The 18,158-nt window shown below is 65.0% G+C and carries 19 protein-coding genes; 10 read left to right on the top strand and 9 right to left on the bottom strand.

What is annotated here, in order from left to right; all coding sequences use genetic code 11:
• Positions 1-192: 192 nt before the first annotated feature.
• Entirely contained in the window at positions 193-339 is a 147-nt protein-coding gene (locus P9217_RS11080) for a hypothetical protein (protein WP_082980733.1), read from the bottom strand.
• A gap of 397 nt (positions 340-736) precedes the next feature.
• Between P9217_RS11080 and P9217_RS11075 the strand changes: the two genes are divergently transcribed.
• Positions 737-1,243: a ferritin-like domain-containing protein gene (locus P9217_RS11075; RefSeq protein WP_278086021.1), complete on the top strand. Its 507-nt coding sequence runs from the start codon at positions 737-739 to the stop codon at positions 1,241-1,243.
• Positions 1,244-1,396: 153 nt separating this feature from the next.
• Positions 1,397-3,910 (top strand): DNA ligase D, encoded by a 2,514-nt coding sequence (ligD, locus tag P9217_RS11070; protein ID WP_278086022.1) that lies wholly within the window; start codon positions 1,397-1,399, stop codon positions 3,908-3,910.
• A 24-nt stretch (positions 3,911-3,934) separates the two neighbouring features.
• Here the strand turns inward: ligD and P9217_RS11065 are convergent, their stop codons facing one another.
• Positions 3,935-4,609 (bottom strand): winged helix-turn-helix domain-containing protein, encoded by a 675-nt coding sequence (locus P9217_RS11065; protein ID WP_067323441.1) that lies wholly within the window; start codon positions 4,607-4,609, stop codon positions 3,935-3,937.
• A 186-nt stretch (positions 4,610-4,795) separates the two neighbouring features.
• Here P9217_RS11065 and P9217_RS11060 point away from each other — a divergent pair, with 186 nt between their 5' ends.
• Complete coding sequence (locus P9217_RS11060; RefSeq protein ID WP_067003171.1) at positions 4,796-5,164, top strand: NIPSNAP family protein; 369 nt, start codon at positions 4,796-4,798, stop codon at positions 5,162-5,164.
• A complete protein-coding gene (locus P9217_RS11055; RefSeq protein ID WP_278086023.1) occupies positions 5,161-5,505 on the top strand; it encodes an antibiotic biosynthesis monooxygenase in 345 nt (114 codons plus the stop codon). The genes P9217_RS11060 and P9217_RS11055 overlap by 4 nt, the downstream gene beginning before the upstream one ends.
• 70 nt (positions 5,506-5,575) lie before the next feature.
• Here P9217_RS11055 and mbfA read toward each other — a convergent pair whose 3' ends face one another.
• Entirely contained in the window at positions 5,576-6,559 is a 984-nt protein-coding gene (gene mbfA / locus P9217_RS11050; protein ID WP_067003167.1) for an iron exporter MbfA, read from the bottom strand.
• Positions 6,560-6,737: 178 nt separating this feature from the next.
• Between mbfA and P9217_RS11045 the strand changes: the two genes are divergently transcribed.
• Both P9217_RS11045 and P9217_RS11040 read left to right on the top strand, forming a co-directional pair.
• On the top strand, positions 6,738-7,061 hold the full coding sequence (locus P9217_RS11045; protein ID WP_067324609.1) for a hypothetical protein: 324 nt from the start codon (positions 6,738-6,740) through the stop codon (positions 7,059-7,061).
• A 313-nt stretch (positions 7,062-7,374) separates the two neighbouring features.
• On the top strand, positions 7,375-8,355 hold the full coding sequence (locus P9217_RS11040; protein WP_278086024.1) for a threonine/serine dehydratase: 981 nt from the start codon (positions 7,375-7,377) through the stop codon (positions 8,353-8,355).
• 15 nt (positions 8,356-8,370) lie between these two features.
• Here the strand turns inward: P9217_RS11040 and P9217_RS11035 are convergent, their stop codons facing one another.
• From P9217_RS11035 to P9217_RS11020, 4 genes are read right to left on the bottom strand one after another with little or no spacing between them, the layout of a single operon-like run.
• Entirely contained in the window at positions 8,371-9,507 is a 1,137-nt protein-coding gene (locus tag P9217_RS11035) for an ABC transporter permease (protein ID WP_067003310.1), read from the bottom strand.
• Between the two features lie 8 nt (positions 9,508-9,515).
• Positions 9,516-10,436 (bottom strand): ABC transporter ATP-binding protein, encoded by a 921-nt coding sequence (locus P9217_RS11030; RefSeq protein WP_278086025.1) that lies wholly within the window; start codon positions 10,434-10,436, stop codon positions 9,516-9,518.
• Positions 10,433-11,386 (bottom strand): HlyD family efflux transporter periplasmic adaptor subunit, encoded by a 954-nt coding sequence (locus tag P9217_RS11025; RefSeq protein ID WP_095799517.1) that lies wholly within the window; start codon positions 11,384-11,386, stop codon positions 10,433-10,435. The genes P9217_RS11030 and P9217_RS11025 overlap by 4 nt, the downstream gene beginning before the upstream one ends.
• Positions 11,383-12,087 carry a DUF1956 domain-containing protein gene (locus P9217_RS11020; protein ID WP_095799516.1) on the bottom strand — a complete coding sequence of 235 codons (705 nt, stop codon included), beginning with the start codon at positions 12,085-12,087 and terminating at the stop codon, positions 11,383-11,385. Before P9217_RS11020 ends, P9217_RS11025 begins: the two co-directional genes overlap by 4 nt.
• Before the next feature lie 144 nt (positions 12,088-12,231).
• Between P9217_RS11020 and P9217_RS11015 the strand changes: the two genes are divergently transcribed.
• Together P9217_RS11015 and P9217_RS11010 are read left to right on the top strand one after the other, a co-directional pair.
• The gene (locus tag P9217_RS11015; RefSeq protein ID WP_278088289.1) at positions 12,232-12,651 is read left to right on the top strand and encodes a CYTH domain-containing protein; all 420 of its coding nucleotides are present in this window, start codon (positions 12,232-12,234) and stop codon (positions 12,649-12,651) included.
• On the top strand, positions 12,648-13,586 hold the full coding sequence (locus P9217_RS11010; protein WP_278086026.1) for a CHAD domain-containing protein: 939 nt from the start codon (positions 12,648-12,650) through the stop codon (positions 13,584-13,586). The genes P9217_RS11015 and P9217_RS11010 overlap by 4 nt, the downstream gene beginning before the upstream one ends.
• A gap of 3 nt (positions 13,587-13,589) precedes the next feature.
• Here P9217_RS11010 and P9217_RS11005 read toward each other — a convergent pair whose 3' ends face one another.
• The gene (locus P9217_RS11005) at positions 13,590-14,384 is read right to left on the bottom strand and encodes a helix-turn-helix transcriptional regulator (RefSeq protein ID WP_095799513.1); all 795 of its coding nucleotides are present in this window, start codon (positions 14,382-14,384) and stop codon (positions 13,590-13,592) included.
• 112 nt (positions 14,385-14,496) lie between these two features.
• Between P9217_RS11005 and P9217_RS11000 the strand changes: the two genes are divergently transcribed.
• Together P9217_RS11000 and P9217_RS10995 are read left to right on the top strand one after the other, a co-directional pair.
• Positions 14,497-15,357, top strand: a complete 861-nt coding sequence (locus P9217_RS11000) for an ATP/GTP-binding protein (protein WP_067323425.1) — start codon at positions 14,497-14,499, stop codon at positions 15,355-15,357.
• A gap of 106 nt (positions 15,358-15,463) precedes the next feature.
• Positions 15,464-16,393: a DMT family transporter gene (locus tag P9217_RS10995; RefSeq protein WP_067003148.1), complete on the top strand. Its 930-nt coding sequence runs from the start codon at positions 15,464-15,466 to the stop codon at positions 16,391-16,393.
• A gap of 14 nt (positions 16,394-16,407) precedes the next feature.
• Here the strand turns inward: P9217_RS10995 and P9217_RS10990 are convergent, their stop codons facing one another.
• Complete coding sequence (locus P9217_RS10990; RefSeq protein ID WP_278086027.1) at positions 16,408-18,117, bottom strand: SulP family inorganic anion transporter; 1,710 nt, start codon at positions 18,115-18,117, stop codon at positions 16,408-16,410.
• Between the last annotated feature and the right edge of the window lie 41 nt (positions 18,118-18,158).

Below are 18,158 nucleotides of genomic sequence, written 5' to 3'. Positions count from 1 at the left end.
CGCCCCGGCTGCTTGTGCCCCTAGGCACTAAGCTAGGGGGACACTAAGCCAGCCGGCGGCGGCGTCAAAGTCGCGGCGTTGTCGCACGCCTGCCGTCGATGACGGCGGGGCGCTCGTCACGATAGGTCGTGGCGCGGGTGTCGGCGACCGGCTTGCAGATCCGGCTGTTGTGGCGGCTGTCGAGCATCGTGGTCAGTGCGTGCCGATGCCGAGCGAGTTGCCGCGGCGTGCGCAGGCCGGGCCCGGGCCGCGCATGTAATAGCGCTCGGGCCGATAGGTCGGCGCGACGAATTCGCGGATGGCGGCGGCATAGCCGGCGATGTGGTTCCAGAAGTTCATTTTCCCTGTCCCTGTCCCGTTTTCGGATGTCCCTTCCGAATTGCGGGGATCATAGCCTCGAGGCGTGAATAGTCGGTGAACGCCATGTTAATTTCTGGTCCGAAACGCGTTGCATCGTGGCCGGAATGCGGCTGATTCGCGGTCTTTCCACGCCTTTTGTCGCGTTTCCGGCTCGTGTGACTTTTGCATCACATATGTTTCGTCTCTATGTCGCTTGGGCGCGCTTCTGTTTCACGCATCGAAGGTGGCTTGAAATTTCCGTGCGGCGTCGTCCGCCGGCAGGAACCTGCCCTGCGCGGTGACGTTGATCGATCAAGGCCGGGGCCGAACCCGGCCGCGTTGGCGGCGGACTGGCCGCGCAACTTCCGGACAACACCAGACATGGAAGGCAACCGCCATGGGTTTCTTTTCGAAGGACATCAAGACGCTGGACGACCTCTTCGTCCACACGCTGCGCGACATCTATTATGCCGAAAAACAGATCCAGAAATCGCTGCCGAAGATGATCGGCAAGGCGACCGATTCGCAATTGAAAGCCGGTTTCGAGAAGCATCTCGCGCAGACCAAGGGCCACATCGAACGGGTCGAGCAGGTATTCGAGCTGCATGGCGTCAAGGCCAAGACCGTCAACTGCCCCGCCATCGACGGCATCCTCGAGGAGGCTGACGACGTGAGCGGCGACGTGGAGGACAAGGAGGTCCTCGATGCCGCGCTGATCGCCTCGGCTCAGGCCGTCGAGCATTACGAGATAACGCGCTACGGCACGCTGATCGCCTGGGCCAAGCAGCTCGGCCGCAGCGACTGCGCCAATGTGCTGGCCAAGAACCTCAAGGAAGAAGAGGCGACAGATCGCAAGCTCACCGAGATCGCGGAAAGCAAGGTCAATCTCCAGGCTGCCGAATAGCTAGTTGTGAGCCCGAAAGGCAGGCGGACAGCCGCCGGCTTTCGCCTGCCCGGAACCGAAGCGGAGCCTTGGCCGTTGCGATGGCACCCGCCTGCCAGGGAGGTCGCCGTGGCGTCTACGTCCAGGCGCAGATCCGCATAGGAGCACGATGTCATGGCCGGCCTCGAGCAATACCACGCCAAGCGCGATTTCCGGAAAACCTCGGAGCCGGCCGGCCAGCTCGCGCCCGGCAAGAAGACCGACGCCGGCGGCATCTTCGTTGTCCAGAAGCATGCCGCGACGCGGCTCCACTATGACTTTCGGCTCGAGCATGATGGCGTGTTGTGGAGCTGGGCGGTCACGCGCGGACCGAGTCTCGACCCGCACGAGAGGCGGCTGGCGGTGCATGTCGAGGACCACCCGATCGACTATGCGTCTTTCGAGGGCACCATTCCGAAGGGCGAATATGGCGGCGGTTCCGTCCTCGTCTGGGACGAAGGCCGGTGGATCCCCGACGGCGACCCGGCCAAGGGCATGAAGAAGGGCCATATCGACTTCGAGCTCGAAGGCCAGAAGCTCAACGGTCGCTGGCATCTGGTCAGGCTGAAGCCGCGCCCGCGCGAAAAGCGCGACAACTGGCTGCTGATCAAATCCAATGACGCCGCCGCCCGCCCTGGTGAAGACATACTTGTAGAGGCGCCGCAATCGGTAAAGTCGGGCTTGACCATCGAGGAGATCGGCGAAGGCAAGACGGCCAAGGGCGCCAAACCAAGGGTCTGGCATTCCAACAAGCCGGCTGCAGGCAAGGCAAAATCCCCACGCCTCGAATTCGTCGAGCCGCAGCTGGCAACGCTCGAAAAGAATGCGCCTTCCGGCGAGGAATGGGTGCATGAGGTGAAGTTCGACGGCTACCGCATGCAGGCGCAGATCGCCGGCAGCGATGTCCGGCTGCTGACCCGCACCGGCCTTGACTGGACGAAGAAGTTCGAAGGTCCGGTCGTGGCCGAGCTTGCCGGACTGAAATGCCGCGACGCCATCATCGACGGCGAGATCGTCGTGTTGGCCGACAGCGGCGTGTCCTCCTTCGCCATGCTGCAGGCGGATCTCTCGGCCGGCCGCACCGACCGCTTCATCTACTACGTCTTCGACCTGATGCGGCTCAATGGCGAGGACCTTCGCCGCGAGCCGCTGGTCGAGCGCAAGCAGGCGCTGGCCGAACTGCTCGGCGAGCGGTCGGAGCAATCCGCCGTCCGCTTCAGCGATCATTTTGCGGAACCAGGCAGCGTCATGCTGCAGCATGTCTGCCGCATGGGTCTCGAAGGCGTGGTGTCGAAACGTGCCGACGCGCCCTATCGCAGCGGCCGCGGCCTCACCTGGATCAAGTCGAAGTGCACGCTGCGCCAGGAATTCGTCATCGGCGGCTACTTGCCCTCGGACAAGACCGGGCGCGGCCTGCGCTCGCTGCTGGTCGGCTATCATGAAGGCGGCAAGCTCAACTATGCCGGCCGCGTCGGCACTGGCTTTTCCGGCAAGGTGGCTGCGGACCTTAAGAAAAAACTCGACAGCCTCAAGACGACGAAGTCGCCTTTTTCTGCCGCCGTGCCGAAGGGCAAGGGCCTCGTCTGGGTCAAGCCCGAGCTTGTCGGCGAAGTGGAGTTCCGCAGCTGGACATCCGACCATATAATCCGCCACGCCTCGTTCCAGGGGCTGCGCGAGGACAAGCCGGCGGAGGACGTGGTGCAGGAAAAGCCGAAGCAAGCCGACGGCAAGACAAAAAGCGGAGCAAAGGCGAGCAGCGGCAGGACCGAGACAAAAACCTCGGCCGGAACGGCGAAGACCTCGGTGAAGCTGTCGCATCCCGACAAGCTGCTGTGGCCCGACGAAAAGGTCTCCAAGCAGGATCTCCTCGATCACTACGCCCTGGTCTGGCCGCGAATTGAGTCATTCGTCGTCAACCGGCCGCTCAGCCTTGTGCGGGCGCCCGACGGCATCCATGGCCAGCGCTTCTTCCAAAAACATGCCTCACCGGGCATGAGCGACAAGATCGCCAGGATGAACGATCCGACCGACGGCGAGGAGATCTTGTTCATCAGGGATTTCGACGGGCTTGCAGCCCTTGTTCAATACGGCGTCGTCGAGGTTCATATCTGGGGCTCGACCGTCGACGAACTGGAAAAGCCGGACCAGATCATCTTCGACCTCGATCCGGACGAGGGCATCGGGGTCGAGGCGGTGCGTGCCGCCGCCCTCGATATCCGAGCCAAGCTGAACGACCTGTCGCTGCCGACGCTGGTCAAGACGTCTGGCGGCAAGGGCTATCACGTGCTGGTGCCGCTCAAGCCCTCCGCCGAATGGGACGAGGTGAAGGACTTCGCCCATGATTTCGCCCGCGCCCTGGAGCAGGCCGCGCCCGACCGCTACACGGCGACGCTGTCGAAGAAGGCGCGCACCGGCAAGATCTTCGTCGACTATCTGCGCAACGGCCGCGGCGCGACCACGGTCGCGCCCTATTCCTCGCGCGCCAAGAAGGGCGCGACGGTGTCGATGCCGGTGACCTGGCCGGAGATCGAGAAGGGCCTGCCGCCCAATGCGTTTCCGCTCGGCGACGCCACGACGCTAAAGCAGCTGAAGAAGGCCGATCCGTGGGCGGATTTCTTCAAGCTGGGCAAACCGCTCAAGCGGGCTTAGCCAACAGCCGAGCCGGCCAGTCCGTCACGCCAGAAATACCCTCTCGAACTCCTGCTTGCCCTTCGGCGAGAACACCACGGCGCGGCTGTCCTTGTCGCGCCGCGCCCATTTTTCGACGATGACCTTGTCGAGGATGGCGGCGCCCAGCGCGCCGGCCAGATGCGAGCGCCGCACGCTCCAGTCGAGGCAGGCGCGGCAGATCGGCCGCTTCGCTTTGCTGTCGATCTCGATGCCGAGCGCGGCGAAATGCGAAATGGCTGACGGCGACAGCCTGATCTCGTTCTCCTGGCGCAGCAGCAGCTTCCGGTCGACCAGACGGTCGAGCATCGCCACCGCCTGCTCGCCGGCAAGATGGTCGTAGCACACCCGCGCCACGCGCATGGCCGCGTCGCGCGGGCCGGGCCGCACCCGCTTCGGGCCGACCGCCTCGGCGACGCCGATGATCGCCTCGAGCATGCCCGCCACCTGCGGGCCGGCAAGGCCGTAGTAGCGATGCCGGCCCTGGCTCGCCAGCGTCAGCAACCCGCCGTCCATCAGCTTGGACAGATGCGAGGACGCGGTGGGCAGCGACACGCCGGCTTCAAGCGCCAGCTCCGACGCGGTCAGCGCCGTGCCGCCCATCAGCGCGTTGAGCATGTTGGCGCGGGCCGGGTCGCCGACCAGGCTGGCGATGCGGGCGATATCGGGTCCTTCACGCATAGTTCGATCCTCATCGAAGCATTCCCGTGAGGGAAGCACTATTCTCAGGCGAGCTCAAGGAGCTCGGCAAACGCTGCTGACACCAGAACGTCTAGCACAGCCGGTGAAGCGATGTTTCGACCGTGGTCGAACCGTCGCCGCCAGCAAGCCCACCGACCCAGTAAGCCAATCGACGAGGAGACCGAAATGACCGTCACCTGCTTCATCCGCTACGAGATCGACCCTTTCGGCAAGGCCGCGTTCGAGCAATATGCGCGTGCCTGGGGTCAGGCCATTCCGCGCTGCGGCGCCGAGCTGATCGGCTATTTCGCGCCGCATGAGGGTTCGGCCACCACGGCTTACGCGGCCTACAACATCGAGAACCTCGCGGCCTACGAAGCCTATCGCGCGCGGCTTGCCGCCGACCCAGCCGGCAAGGCAAACTATGAGTTCGCGCGGCGCGAGAAATTCATTCTCAAGGAAGACCGGATCTTCCTGAAACTGGTCTCGGCACCGCATGGCCCGAGGCAGGTCTTTCGCACCGACGTAACGGTCAAAGAAGGGATAGAGGCATGATCGCCGTCATCTTCGAAGTCGAGCCGGCGGAGGGAAAACGTGACGCCTATCTTGGCATCGCCGCCGAGCTCAAGCCCCTGCTCGACGGCATCGATGGCTTCATCTCGGTCGAGCGCTTCCAGAGCCTGACCGATCCGAGGCGCGTGCTCTCGCTGTCCTTCTGGCGCGACGAGGAAGCCGTCAAGGCCTGGCGCAACACCGAGGAGCACCGGCAGGCGCAGAAGGCCGGCCGTGGCGGCATCTTTGCCGGCTATCGTCTGCGCATCGCCCATGTGGTGCGCGATTACGGGCTAAATGAAAGGGCTGAAGCGCCCGAAGACAGCCGCATGGTGAATGGGTGAAACGCGGCTCTCCCTTCCCCTGTGGGCCTGATGCGTAATTGGCCCGCAAGGGGAGAAGGAGGGTCGGCCCTCACGCATTGCCGATCAGCACACCCGCTCCGAACACCAGCGCGCCGCCCAGCACCACCTGGAAGGCGGCGCGCCAGAACGGAGTCTGCATGTAGCGGTTCTGGATGAAGGCGATCGCCCACAGTTCGAAGAACACGACGATCGCGGCAACGATCGTTGCCGTCCAGAAATAGGGAATGAGATAGGGCAGCGCGTGGCCGAGTCCCCCCAGCGTCGTCATGATGCCGACGGTGAGCCCCCGCTTCACCGGCGAGCCGCGCCCCGAAAGTTTGCCGTCGTCGGAAGCCACCTCGGTGAAGCCCATCGAGATGCCGGCGCCGATCGAGGCGGCGAGGCCGACGAGGAAGGTCTGGAAGGTTGCATGGGTGGCGAAGGCGGCGGCGAAGATCGGCGCCAGGGTCGACACCGACCCGTCCATCAGCCCGGCCAGCCCCGGCTGCACATAGGTGAGGATGAACTGGCGCTGCTCGGTTGTCGCTTCCTCCTCCTTCACCTCGCCCGGGACGTGCTCCTGTTCGAGTTCATGCGCGGAGTTCTCGTGGCCGAGTTCCGCCGCCGCCAGCTCGTCGAGCAGCTTCCGGGTCGACGCATCGGTGGTGCGCTTGGCCGCCTCGACATAGAAGCGATAAGCCTGCCGCTCCATGTCCTCGGCCTGACGGCGCACATGCTCGATGCCGAGCGGCCGCACCAGCCAGTCGGGCTTGCGTTCGTAGTAGCCTCGCACATGCTCGCGCCGGATCAGCGGGATGCGCTCGCCGAAGCGCTTGCGGTGAAGCTCGATGAGGGAATCGCGGTGGCCGTCTTCCTCCTCCGCCATGGCCTCGAACACCTTGGCCGATTGTGGAAACTCTTGTGCCAGCCCGTCGGCATAGGCCCGGTAGATGCGTCCGTCGTCCTCCTCCGACGAAATCGCCAGCGCCAGGATTTCCTGCTCCGACAGCGAATCGAAGGAGCGGCGGCCAAAGCCGAAAACACGGGAAAGCATGAGAAAATCACCCTAGTTTAGAACGATTCTAAACTAGGGAATCGTTTGCCGAGGGTCAATCGCGAACGCCGCGGGACAGGCAGAATTCGTCGATCCAGCTTTCCGCTCGCACCCTTCATTATTGCCGAATGTTCACCTATATGGAACGCATTAGCCAAAAAAAGGAAGGAAACACGGGATGACGGACAAGAAGCCCCCGCACGCATTCGATCCAAAGCCGGTTCTCGATCTCATCGCCAGCATCGAGGCCGACCTGGAGCGGCTCAAAGGCCTGGTCGAGCAGCAGGCCGAAAAATTCGACCCCGCCAATCCGCACAACAAGACGCTGGACGGCAAGTTGACCGAGGAAGGCGTCGAATGCTGCTACCGCATGTTCGACGACGGCAAGTCGCGCTACACGGTCGCCCAGCAGATGAAGATCTCTTTTGCTGCCGCCACGCATCGTTTCAACAGCTGGCGCAAGCTCGGCGGCAAGAAGCGGACGCGCGCGCTGCTGGGGTGAGCAGCGGCCGCCCTTCGCTTCGTCATCCTCGGGCTTGACCCGAGGATCATGCCGCGACCGCTATCACGGAATGCAGAAGCGAGAGCGCGCTCTGGAGGACCCTGCGAAGAGTGTCCGTTCTGCTTCGGCTGCCCGCATCGCGAAGGTGCCGACATGGATTCCCGCGTCGCTTCGCTCCTTGCTCCGCCTGAGACTGACGAAGGTGACGGCCGTCGACGCTATCATCGCCAATATTGTCTCCATCACATTTTTTCGTTGGCGCGCCGCGGCGTTTTCCGTGCAGCATATGTGCATCATTCTCACGAGGCCCACCATGACCGCCCTCCCCGGCATCTCCGACATCCACGCCGCTGCCGCCAGGCTTTCCGGGCTGATCGTCGAAACGCCGCTGATCGAATCGCCGGAGCTCAACAAGCGCTATGGCGGCCGCATCCTGTTCAAGCCGGAGACGCTGCAGCGCACCGGTTCCTTCAAGATCCGCGGCGCCTACAACAAATTGTCGTGCTTAAGCGAAGAAGAGCGCAGCCGCGGCGTCGTCGCCTTTTCGTCCGGCAATCACGCGCAGGGCGTCGCCACTTCGGCCGCCATGTTCGGCGTCAGGGCGGTCATTGCCATGCCCGCGGACGCGCCGGCGCTCAAGGTCGGCAATGTGCGCAAGATGGGCGCCGAGGTGGTGCCTTTCGACCGCTTCAAGGACGACCGCATGACCATCGTTCGCCCCTATATCGAGAAGGGCATGGCGCTGGTGCCGCCTTTCGACGATCCGGCCATCATTGCCGGCCAGGGCACCATCGGGCTGGAGCTGGTGCGCCAGGTGAAGGCGCTGGGCGTCAGCCTGGACGCAGTTGTCGTGCCCTGCGGCGGCGGGGGTCTGTCGAGCGGCATTTCCGTCGCGGTGAAGGACGCCTCGGCACAGACGCAAGTCTGGGCGGTCGAGCCGGAGCATTTCGACGACACGCGCCGCTCGCTCGCCAAGGGTGACCGGGTCTCGAATGAGCCTGGCCACAACTCTATTTGCGATGCGATCCTGACCGCCGAGCCCGGTGCCATCACCTTTGAGATCAACCGCAAAAACCTCGCCGGCGCCATCGCCGTCTCGGACAAGGCCACGGCGCAAGCCATGCGCGACGCCATGGCGTACTTGAAGCTGGTGGTCGAGCCCGGCGGCTGCGTTGCGCTCGCGGCGCTCGCGTCCGGCGAGATCGATCTCGCCGGCAAATGCGTGGCGGTGGTGCTTTCCGGCGGCAATGTCGATTTCGGCACCTACGCGGAGATCATGGCGGCGGCGGCCTGATCGGTCAGTCGCCGCTCAATCCAGCGTCCGCCGGAACCGCACCAGCGCAACGCCGGCAAACAACGCCACGAACACCACCAGCCAGCCGATCTCGGTCGCCACAGCCGGCAGTTCCGCGCTCTTCAGCATGACGGCGCGGGTGATGCGCAAAAAATGCGTCAGCGGAAAGATCTCGCCAAGGATCTGGGCCCAGCCCGGCATGCCGCGATAGGGGAACATGAAGCCCGACAGCATGATCGAGGGCAGGAAGAAGAAGAAGGTGAGCTGCAGCGCCTGCATCTGCGTGCGCGCGATCGTCGAAATCGTGTAGCCAAGCAGCACCAGCGCCAGCACGAAAACCAGCACCGCCGAGAGCAGGAGCGACAGCGATCCCATGAAGGGAATGGAAAACAGGAGCTTCGCCGCTGCCAGCACCACCACCACCTGCACCGCGCCGACCACCAGGTAAGGCAGCACCTTGCCCAGCATGATCTCGAGCGGGCTGGACGGCATGGCCAAAAGGTTTTCCATCGTGCCGCGCTCGGTCTCGCGCGTCAGCGCGATCGAGGTCATCATCACCATGGTCATCTGCAGGATGACGCCGAGCAGGCCGGGAACGATGTTGTATTGCGAGATGCCTTCCGGATTGTAGCGCCGGTGCACGACGACATCGAGCTGACCGCGCGCCGCCTCCTTCGCCGCTTCCTGCATGCCTTGCGCTCTCAGCAGCGCTTGGCCGGCGACGGTGCTCAGCGTCGAGATGGCACCGCTCGCCACCGCCGGATCGGTGGCGTCCGCCTCGATCAGGATCTGCGGATTGTCGCCGCGCTCCACCCGTCGCGCGAAATCGGCCGGGATGGTGACGACGAAGGCGACATCGCCGCGCGACATCAGGAACTCGGCTTGCGACGCACTTTGCGCCACATGGTCGAAGCGATAGTAGCCGGTGGTCTGCAGCGCCGAGACCATCGCCCGCGTGTAGGGATCGCTGCTGGTCGCGACGAGTGCTGCCGGCAGGCTCTTCGGGTCGTTGTTGATGGCATAGCCGAACAGCACCAGCTGTATCAGCGGCACGCCCAGCATCATGGCGAAGGTGATGCGGTCGCGCCGCATCTGGATGAATTCCTTGATCAGCAGCGCGCCGAGTCTCGAGAAGGAAAAGATCGCTCTCACGCCATCTCTCATGCCATGTTGTCCTTCGAGCCGGACATGAACTGGATGAAGACATCTTCCAGGCTGGTCTCGCCCGGCGCCACCGTCACCCCTTTGTGCTCCTTCTCGACATCGGCGAGCGCCTTTTCGAGGGCTGCCTTGTCGGAGCCGACGACATGCAGCGTGGCGCCGAACGGCGCCACCTGGTCGACGCCCGGACGCCCCTGCAGCGCCTCGGCCACGCGGTCGAGCCGCGGTCCCTGCAGCACGAAGGTGGTAAGGCCGGCATTCCTCACCACCTGGTCCACGGTGCCGGTGGCCAGCATCTTGCCGTAGGAGATGTAGCTGATGCGGTGGCAGCGCTCGGCCTCGTCCATGTAATGGGTGGAGACCAGCACGGTGAGCCCGCCGCTGGCCAGGCGGTGGATCTCGTCCCAGAACTCGCGCCGTGCCTTCGGGTCGACGCCAGCCGTCGGCTCGTCGAGCAGCAGCAGCTTCGGCTTGTGCATGATGCAGGCAGCGAGTGCCAGCCGCTGCTTCCAGCCGCCGGAAAGCGTGCCGGCGAGCTGGTTGCGGCGCGTCGTCAGGCCGAGTTCCTGCAGCGTTTGCGAGACATACTCCTCGACCGGCTTCAGCTGGTAGAGCCGCGCCACGAATTCGAGATTCTCGCCGATCGTCAGATCCTCGTAGAACGAGAATTTCTGCGTCATGTACCCGACTTCGCGTTTGATCTTGAGCGCGTCGGTAAGGATGTCGAAGCCGAGCACCGTGCCCTCGCCCGCATCCGGCGTCAAAAGCCCGCACATGATGCGGATGGTCGTCGTCTTGCCCGAGCCGTTCGGCCCGAGGAAACCGACGATCTCGCCCTCGGCAACCGCCATCGTGACATGGTCGACGACGGTCTTGTCGCCGAAGCGCTTGACCAACCCACGGACGTCGATGACGTTCATCTGTCAATATCCGCCAGGTCGACATCGACGATCTGGCCGGGCTGCAGCGGATGGGCATCGCCCTCCGGCCGCGCCTCGACGAGATAGACCAGCTTCTGCCGGTTCTCGAGCGAGTAGATCACCGGCGGGGTGAACTCGGGATCGGGCGACACATAGCTGACGCGTGCCTTCAAATCCGGCCCGCAGCCGTCGCAACGGACGCTGAGCAGGGTGCCGACCTTGACCGAGGAGAAGGCCGTCTCCGGCACATAGACGCTGAGTTTTACCGCGCCGTCGGGCAGCATCGAGATCACCGGCGCGGTCGGTCCGGCCGTATCGCCGGGATTGCGGATCACGTCGTCGATGCGGCCGGGCGAAGGCGCCGCCAGCACGCGCTTGGACAGGCGCCACTCGGCCTGCCCCAATTCCGATTGCGCCTGCTTGACCTGGTTCTCGGCAGCTCTGATCGTTTCGGCCCGCGCCGGCAGGCCGCCGACGGCAAGGTTCGCCTCCGCCTGGCCGACCTGCGCGTTGGCGGTCTCCAGCGAAGCCGAGGCCGTGTCGTAATCGGCCTGGGTGCCGGTGCCGCGCTTGTAGAGATCGCTGGCGCGGTCATATTTGCGTTTGGCGTCGGCAGCCTGCGCCTTCGCCATGTCCACCTGCGCCTTGAGCACGGCGATCTCTTCCGGCCGCTTGCCCACCTTGAGGTCGGCAAGCTGCGCCTGCGCTTGGGCGAGCGCGGCCTGGGCTTGCGCCACGGCGATCTTGGCATCGGCGCTTTCCAGCGTCACCACCGGCGCGCCCGACTCGACACGGTCGCCGCGCTTGACCGTCACGGTCTCGACCTGCGCGACTTCGATCGGCGCCAGCAGCACATATTCGCCTTCGACATAGCCGACGGCAAGCGGGGCGGCCGGCGCGCAGGCGCCGAACAGCTGGGCCGCGAGCGGCAGCGAACAGAGTAAGCTCATGATTTGACCTTCCTGCCGGCGGCTGCGTCGCGCGCCGCAAGCATTGCCCTGAGGTTGTCGGTCGCGACCGCCACGACCTTGGCGGCCTCCTTGTCGCCGATCTCGCGCCAGCCCATCCTGCGCATCACCGCCTCGCGTCCGATGCGGAAATAGATGACCTGCCCGATGATGGTGAACACGGTGAGCCTGGTGGCCTCGCTCTCGGCCGGTTCGCCGGTCGCCTGCTCCCAGATCTGGCACAGCCGGCGATGCGTCGGTTCGAACACGCCGGCATAAATGCGGTCGAGCGCCGCCGTCGGGTGCGAGAGCTCGCGCAGTACGAATTGTACGATCTCGCCGGCCTGGGGACTTGCCACGACAAAGCCGACCATCCGCGCCAGCGCGGCAAAGAGCTGCGCCCGGGCGGCTTCCGGGCTCGAAGGGGCCGCCGGCTGGGGTGCGCCGAGCGCCTGGCCGGCGATCCCCTGGATGGTCTCGACGATGAAGTCGGCGGCGGCGGCGCGCAGCCCCTCCTTGCCGCCGAAATGATAGGCGATCGAGCCGATATTGGCCTTGGCCTCGGCCGCGATCTCGCGCGTCGAGGTGCCGTCGAAGCCCTGCCGGCCGAACAGGTTCAGCGCGGCCTGCACCAGCGCCGCGCGCGTTTGATCGGCGGGAGAGGCTTCGCGTTGCGGCCCTTTGGCGTTCGTTTGTTTGCTCATTGCACCAATTTAATCAATCGATTGATTAAAGTCAAATTGAATTCCAACGCGGCTTGCCATCTTCCTGCGGGCGGGCTTTAGTGCGCGGCCATGGGCAAGGAAGTCGAGCGCAAGTTCCTGGTCGCTGATCCCGCCTGACGCAGCCTGGTCGAGGCGCATATCCGCATTCGTCAGTTCTACGTCGCCGCGCAGCCTGGACGCACGGTTCGCGTACGCATCAGCGACGGAGGCTCCGCCGCGCTGACGCTGAAGTTCGGCAACAAGGCGCGCGAGCGCGACGAATTCGAATATCCGATCCCGCTCGCCGAGGCCGAGGAATTGATGGCCTTCGCGATCGGGCGTGTCATCGAGAAGACACGTCACCATGTTAGGCACCGCGGCTTTCTCTATGAAGTCGATGTGTTCGGCGGAGTGCTCTCGGGGCTGGTGGTCGCGGAGTTGGAGACGCCGGAGGACGTGCCTGACGAAATGCTGCCCGACTGGCTCGGCCGCGAGGTCACCGGTGAGTCGAGGTTTTACAACGCGTCGCTGGCCCTCGGCGGGATTCCGGAGATAGCCGCATGAGCTTTCGCATCGATCCGCGCTTGCCGCTGACCGGCGAGGTCAGGCGCATATTGGCTGACGAGATCGGCAAGGCGCTTGGCCAACTCGAGACGGCGCGCGACAAGCCGGAGCAGGGACTGCACAAGTGCCGTAAGCGGCTTAAGGGCGTGCGCGCCTTGTTGCGCCTGGTTCGTTCCGGAGACGAACCGTTCTGCCAGACCGAGAACGAATGCTACAAGCAGGTGTCGGCGCTGCTTGCCGGCCCGCGCGAGGCGACCGCTCTCATCGAGACCATCGACCGTCTGGGCTCCGCTTTTCCGGATGAAACCGCGGCCGGTGAGCTCGGTCCCGTCCGCGAGCGGCTGGTGCTGCGCCAGCACGAGCTCCATGCCGGCCCCGGTCTCGACGCTGCCATAAACGCCGCGGTCGCTGCCTGCCGGGAAGGGCTGCAGCGTATCGACAGGCTGTCGCTCCCCGATCAGCCCGAGCAGGCGGCCGACATACTGGCCGAAGGCGCCCGCGCCGCCTTGCGGCGGACGAAAAAGGCGCTGGATAAGGCGAGCTCGCGCGGCGAGGCCGATGACTTTCACGACCTGCGCAAGGCGTGCAAGACGCATTCGATGCATCTGTCGCTGCTCGGCCGCCTGTGGCCGGCGCCGATCAAGGCGCGCCGCAAGGCGGTTGACAAGCTTGGCGAACGGCTGGGCGAGCTGCATGACGTCTTCGTCATGCGCGCGCTGCTCGTCGCCGCTGGCGAGCCGCTCGGTCCGCCCGAAGACACCAGGCTTCTGCGCAAGCTGCTGAAGCGTGCGGAAAAAAGCCTCAGCAAGACCTGTCTTGCCGATGCCGCCGAATTGTTCGGCGACAGCCCCAAGCGGTCGGCCAGAAAGCTCGCGCGCAAGGCTCGCGACGACCTCGCGCCGCCGCATGAGGAAGCCGGCCCGGTCGCGGCCTGACGCCTATGCCGGCAGCGGCCGCCTTGCTTTCGCCTCGGCATCCGTCCGAGCGCCGGCATCGCGCGGATGCGGCCCGATCGGCATGATCGCCGGAAACGGCGTCGCGCCGAAGGCGAAGGTCCATTTGTAGCCGATGAGCTGCTCTTCCGGCGTGGTGTGCTGGTCGTGATGGGCAAGCAGCCTGGCACGCTCCGCCAAGTCCTCCGCCTCGCGCCGCACCATCTCCGCCGTTTCCGGCCGCATGCGCCGCGAGAAGCTGACGAAGGTCGCTTCGCGTTCCAGATGGGTTATCGCCCAGCCGACAAAATTCTTGTTGGTCGTCTCGAAATGCGGCCGCAGCGGACCCTCGAAATCCCACTGGATCGGTGTCTCGACCAGCAATCTTGCCGACAGGCCGCGCCCGAGCGCCACCAGCCCAAGCTCTTCCAGGTCGCGCAGGTAGAGGAACATAGATGCTTCGCTGAGACCCTGTGAGCGCATGATGCCTTCTGGCGTGAATTTTTCGGACAGCATGATGAAGACGAAGAGCAGCGCCGGCCGCGCGGCGAGCTTCCGCTCGATCTCCGGCGCGACGTGGTTGGCCGGTCCCGGTCCCCGGTTCATCGAGCCCAGCACATTCTCCAGTTCCACGTCCGCAGCGGCGCAGATTTGTATCAGCCGATCGAGCTTGCAGTTGCGCTCATGGAAGATGCGCTTCACTGTCGGCTCGGAAACGCCCATGCGCTCGGCCAGCGCCCGGTAGGTCAGGCCCTTGGCCTTCAATGTCCGTTTCAGCGCCTCGAAGATCGGCCCGTTCATGGAATGCACCTCGTTTGCGCGAATTCGTATCGCTCCTCGATACTACGCTCGAACTGGCTTCCGGAAAAGTATCGAAAAACCTAGCTCTTGGCCGTCAACACAGGAGAGCACCATGAAAAACCTCATCGCTTCGACCTTTCTCGCCATCGCCGGCATCGCAACGGCTGCCACCGCCGAGGCCGGCGAGATCTGGCGCGCCGGCGGCTTCGAGCAGCCGGAATCGGCGCTGGTCGATGCCGCCAACAAGCGCATCGTCGTCTCCAACATCGTCGGCAATCCGGGCGAAGCTGATGGCAACGGCTATTTGTCGCTGCTGTCGCTGGACGGCAAGGTCATCAGCCGCCATTGGGTGGACGGCATGGACGCGCCCAAGGGCATGGCGATTGCCGGCGGCAAGCTCTACGCCGCCGACATCACCAAGGTGCGCGTCGTCGACCTCGCCAGCGGCAAGCTGGTCTCTACCATCGATGTGCCCGGCGCCGTCTTCCTCAACGATATGACCGCCGATGCCTCGGGCAAGGTCTATGTCACGGATATGCTCGCCGACACGATCTACCGTATCGACGGCGACAAACCGGAGCTGTTCATCAAGGATGCGCTGCTCGCCTCGCCCAATGGCGTCTTCGCCGATGGCGACCGGCTGATCGTCGCGTCCTGGGGCAGGGGCATCAAGCCCGATTTCAGCACGGCGGCGCCGGGCGGCCTGCTGGCCGTCGACCTCGCCAGCAAGAAGGTGACGCCGCTGCCGGGCGCGCAAAACTTTGCCGACCTCGACGGCGTCATCGCCATCGGCGACACGATCTATGCCACCGCCTACATGACCGGCACGCTCTATCGCTACAAGGGCGGCGGCGCGCCGGAAGCGATCGCCACTTTCAAGCCGGGCAGCGCCGATATCGGCACCGACGGCAACTCGACCATCTATGTTCCGCTGATGAACGAAGGCGCGGTCGCGGCGCTGAAGCTCGACTGAGGACGATTGCGGCGGGAACGAGGTCGATCGGGGCTGGACCGCCATATCGACGGGGCTGCCATCTGGTTCAGCCGCTCGCTCCGGGATATCCGGCAGCAACCGTCACATGGGCCAAGCCGTGAAGACATCCAGCCTGACCGGCGCCGCCGTGTCGCCAATGATCCCGGTGCTCGTATGCGCACTGGCGATCTTCCTTTTGTCCGGGATGGACGCGGCGATGAAGTCCCTGGTCATCGCGGTCGGTGTGTACAACACCGTGCTGTGGCGCAGCCTGGTCTCGACCTTGATCGCGGGCGCCGCCTGGTCGGCGGGGCCGCGCTCGAAGCCCGCTCTTCCGGTGCTGGGGCTGCATGCGCTGCGCGCCGTGGTCGTCGGCATCGTCCTGGTTTCGTTCTTTTGGGGTCTCGCCAGATTGCCGCTCGCCGAGGCGATCGGGCTCAGCTTTGTCGCGCCCCTGTTTGCGCTTTTTCTCGCAGCCTTGTTGCTGGGCGAGAGAATCCGGCGCCAGGCGGTGTGGGCGTCGCTGGCCGGCATCGCCGGCGTCGCGATCATTCTGGCCGGCCAGTTCGGGCAGGCCGGCCACTCGCAGGATGCGCTCCTGGGCACGGCCGCGGTGCTCGTATCGACTGTGTTCTATGGCTACAATCTGATCCTCGCGCGGCGGCAGGCGCTGTTGGCCAAGCCGGTCGAGATCATGCTGTTCCAGAACCTCTGCATCGCGGTCATCCTTGGTCTCGCCGCGCCGTGGCTCGCCGTCGCGCTGCCGAGTGACCTGTGGCTTCACCTGGTCGGGGTGGCGATGCTGTCGCTTGCCGGCCAATTCCTGATGAGTTGGGCCTACGCCCGCGCCGAAGCGCAATATCTCATCCCGACGGAATACTCGGCCTTCATCTGGGCGATCGCGCTCGGCTGGTTCTTCTTCGGCGAGGAGGTGGCCTGGACCACGCTGACCGGGGCTTGCCTGATCGTCGCCGGCTGCCTGATCGCGGCGCGCGCCAACCCGAAACTTGCCGAGCCGATCGAAGCGGCAGTTTGAGAGAACATGTCGCTCTACGCGGACTGCGATTGTGCTTTCAGCTGCGCCCGCGCGTCGCGAATCGAGGCGGCATAGGTGACCAGCGGCCGCTTGAGGCCGTGGTTGATCAGCATGCGCCTTGTCTGCGGCGCGGCACCCGCGATGATGAAGCGCACGCCGGCGCGTCCGGCCTTGTGCGCGGCGCCCTCGAGGACGTTTGCCGCCGTCGAGTCGAGGAACGGCACCGCCGAGCAATCGAGGATGAAATTCTTGCGCTGGTCTGCGATGCGGTCGAGCACGGCGCCGACGGTCGAGGCGGCACCGAAGAAGAAGGCCCCGGAGATTCGATAGATGACGGTATCGGCGTCGGCCGCCTGGCTTGAATCATAAGTGGCGGCGCGATCGGCGACGTCCTCCGGCACCAGCGGCAGATCGGCCTCGACGGCGATGGACTTGGCCATGCGATCGATGAACAGGATCGACCCGAGCGCGAAGCCGACGACGATGCCTTCCGTCAGATCGCGGAAGATGACGATCAGGAACGTCGCCATCAGCACCAGCGCGTCGCCACGCGAGGCTCTGAGCAGCGTGAGGAAAGCCTGCTTCTCGAACATGTTCCAGCACACGACGGCGAGTACGCCGGCCAATGCGGCGAGCGGGATGTAGCTGGCCAAGGGCGCCGCCGCCAGCATCAGGACAAGCAGGATCGCCGAATGCAGCATGCCGGAGACGGGGCCATGCGCGCCGGCCCTCACGTTGGTGGCCGTGCGAGCGATCGTGCCGGTGGCACATATGCCGCCGAACAAGGCTGACGCGATGTTCGCGAAGCCTTGCGCCACCAGTTCGCAATTGGAGCGGTGCCGCCTTCCGCTCATGCCGTCTGCGACCACGGCCGAGAGCAGCGACTCGATCGCTCCGAGCAGCGCGAAGGCGATCGCGTCCGGCAGCACGTGGATCATCCTCTCCAAGCTGACCGGCGGCAGGGCTGGCCATTGCAGGTTCCGCGGGATGCCGCCATACCTCGTGCCGATCGTTTCCGCAGGCAGGGCGAACAGCGCCACGACCAGCGAGGCGACGCCGATGGCGATCAGCATCGCGGGCCATCTCGGCTGCCAGCGCCGCAAAAAGACAATGGTTAGGACAGTCAGCATCGCCACGAAGGTCGCGGCCGGACTGATCGTGCCGATCGCCTCGCCGATCACGGTCAGCTTCGGCACCAGCGGCCCGGGCTCCTTGCCGCCGAGTTTCAGCCCGAGCAGTTCGACGATCTGCCCGGAGAAGATGATGACCGCGATCCCGGCGGTAAAGCCGACGGTCACGGGATAGGGAATGAACTTGATGTAGGTGCCAAGCCTGAGGTAGCCGATGGCGAGCAGGAAGACGCCCGCCATCATCGTTGCGAGCAGCAGCCCGTCGACGCCGACGCGCGCCACCGTCGCCGCTACCAGCACGATGAAGGCGCCGGCCGGACCGCCGACCTGGAAGCGGCTGCCGCCAAGCGCGGAGATGATGAAGCCGCCAACGATCGAGGTGTAGAGGCCTCGCTCCGGCGTCACGCCGGACGCGATGGCGATCGCCATGCACAACGGCAGCGCCACGATGGCCACCGTCAACCCCGCGACGGCGTCAGCCCTGAAATGCGCCAGCGTGTAGCCTTCGCGCAGCACCGTGACCAGCTTGGGCGTGAACAGCTCGGCAAAGGACGGCCGCGCCTGGGGGTGGATTGACCGCCGGACCTGATCCATGGACTGCCTTCCGCTCCGTAAGGGCGGCGGGATCGTCGGCA

Origin of the sequence: Mesorhizobium sp. WSM4989 (assembly GCF_029625795.1) — a bacterium.
In the GTDB taxonomy this organism is placed as follows: Bacteria; Pseudomonadota; Alphaproteobacteria; order Rhizobiales; family Rhizobiaceae; genus Mesorhizobium.
Note: the sequence above shows the minus strand (reverse complement) of the source record. Positions and strands in the feature narration are given on the sequence as shown.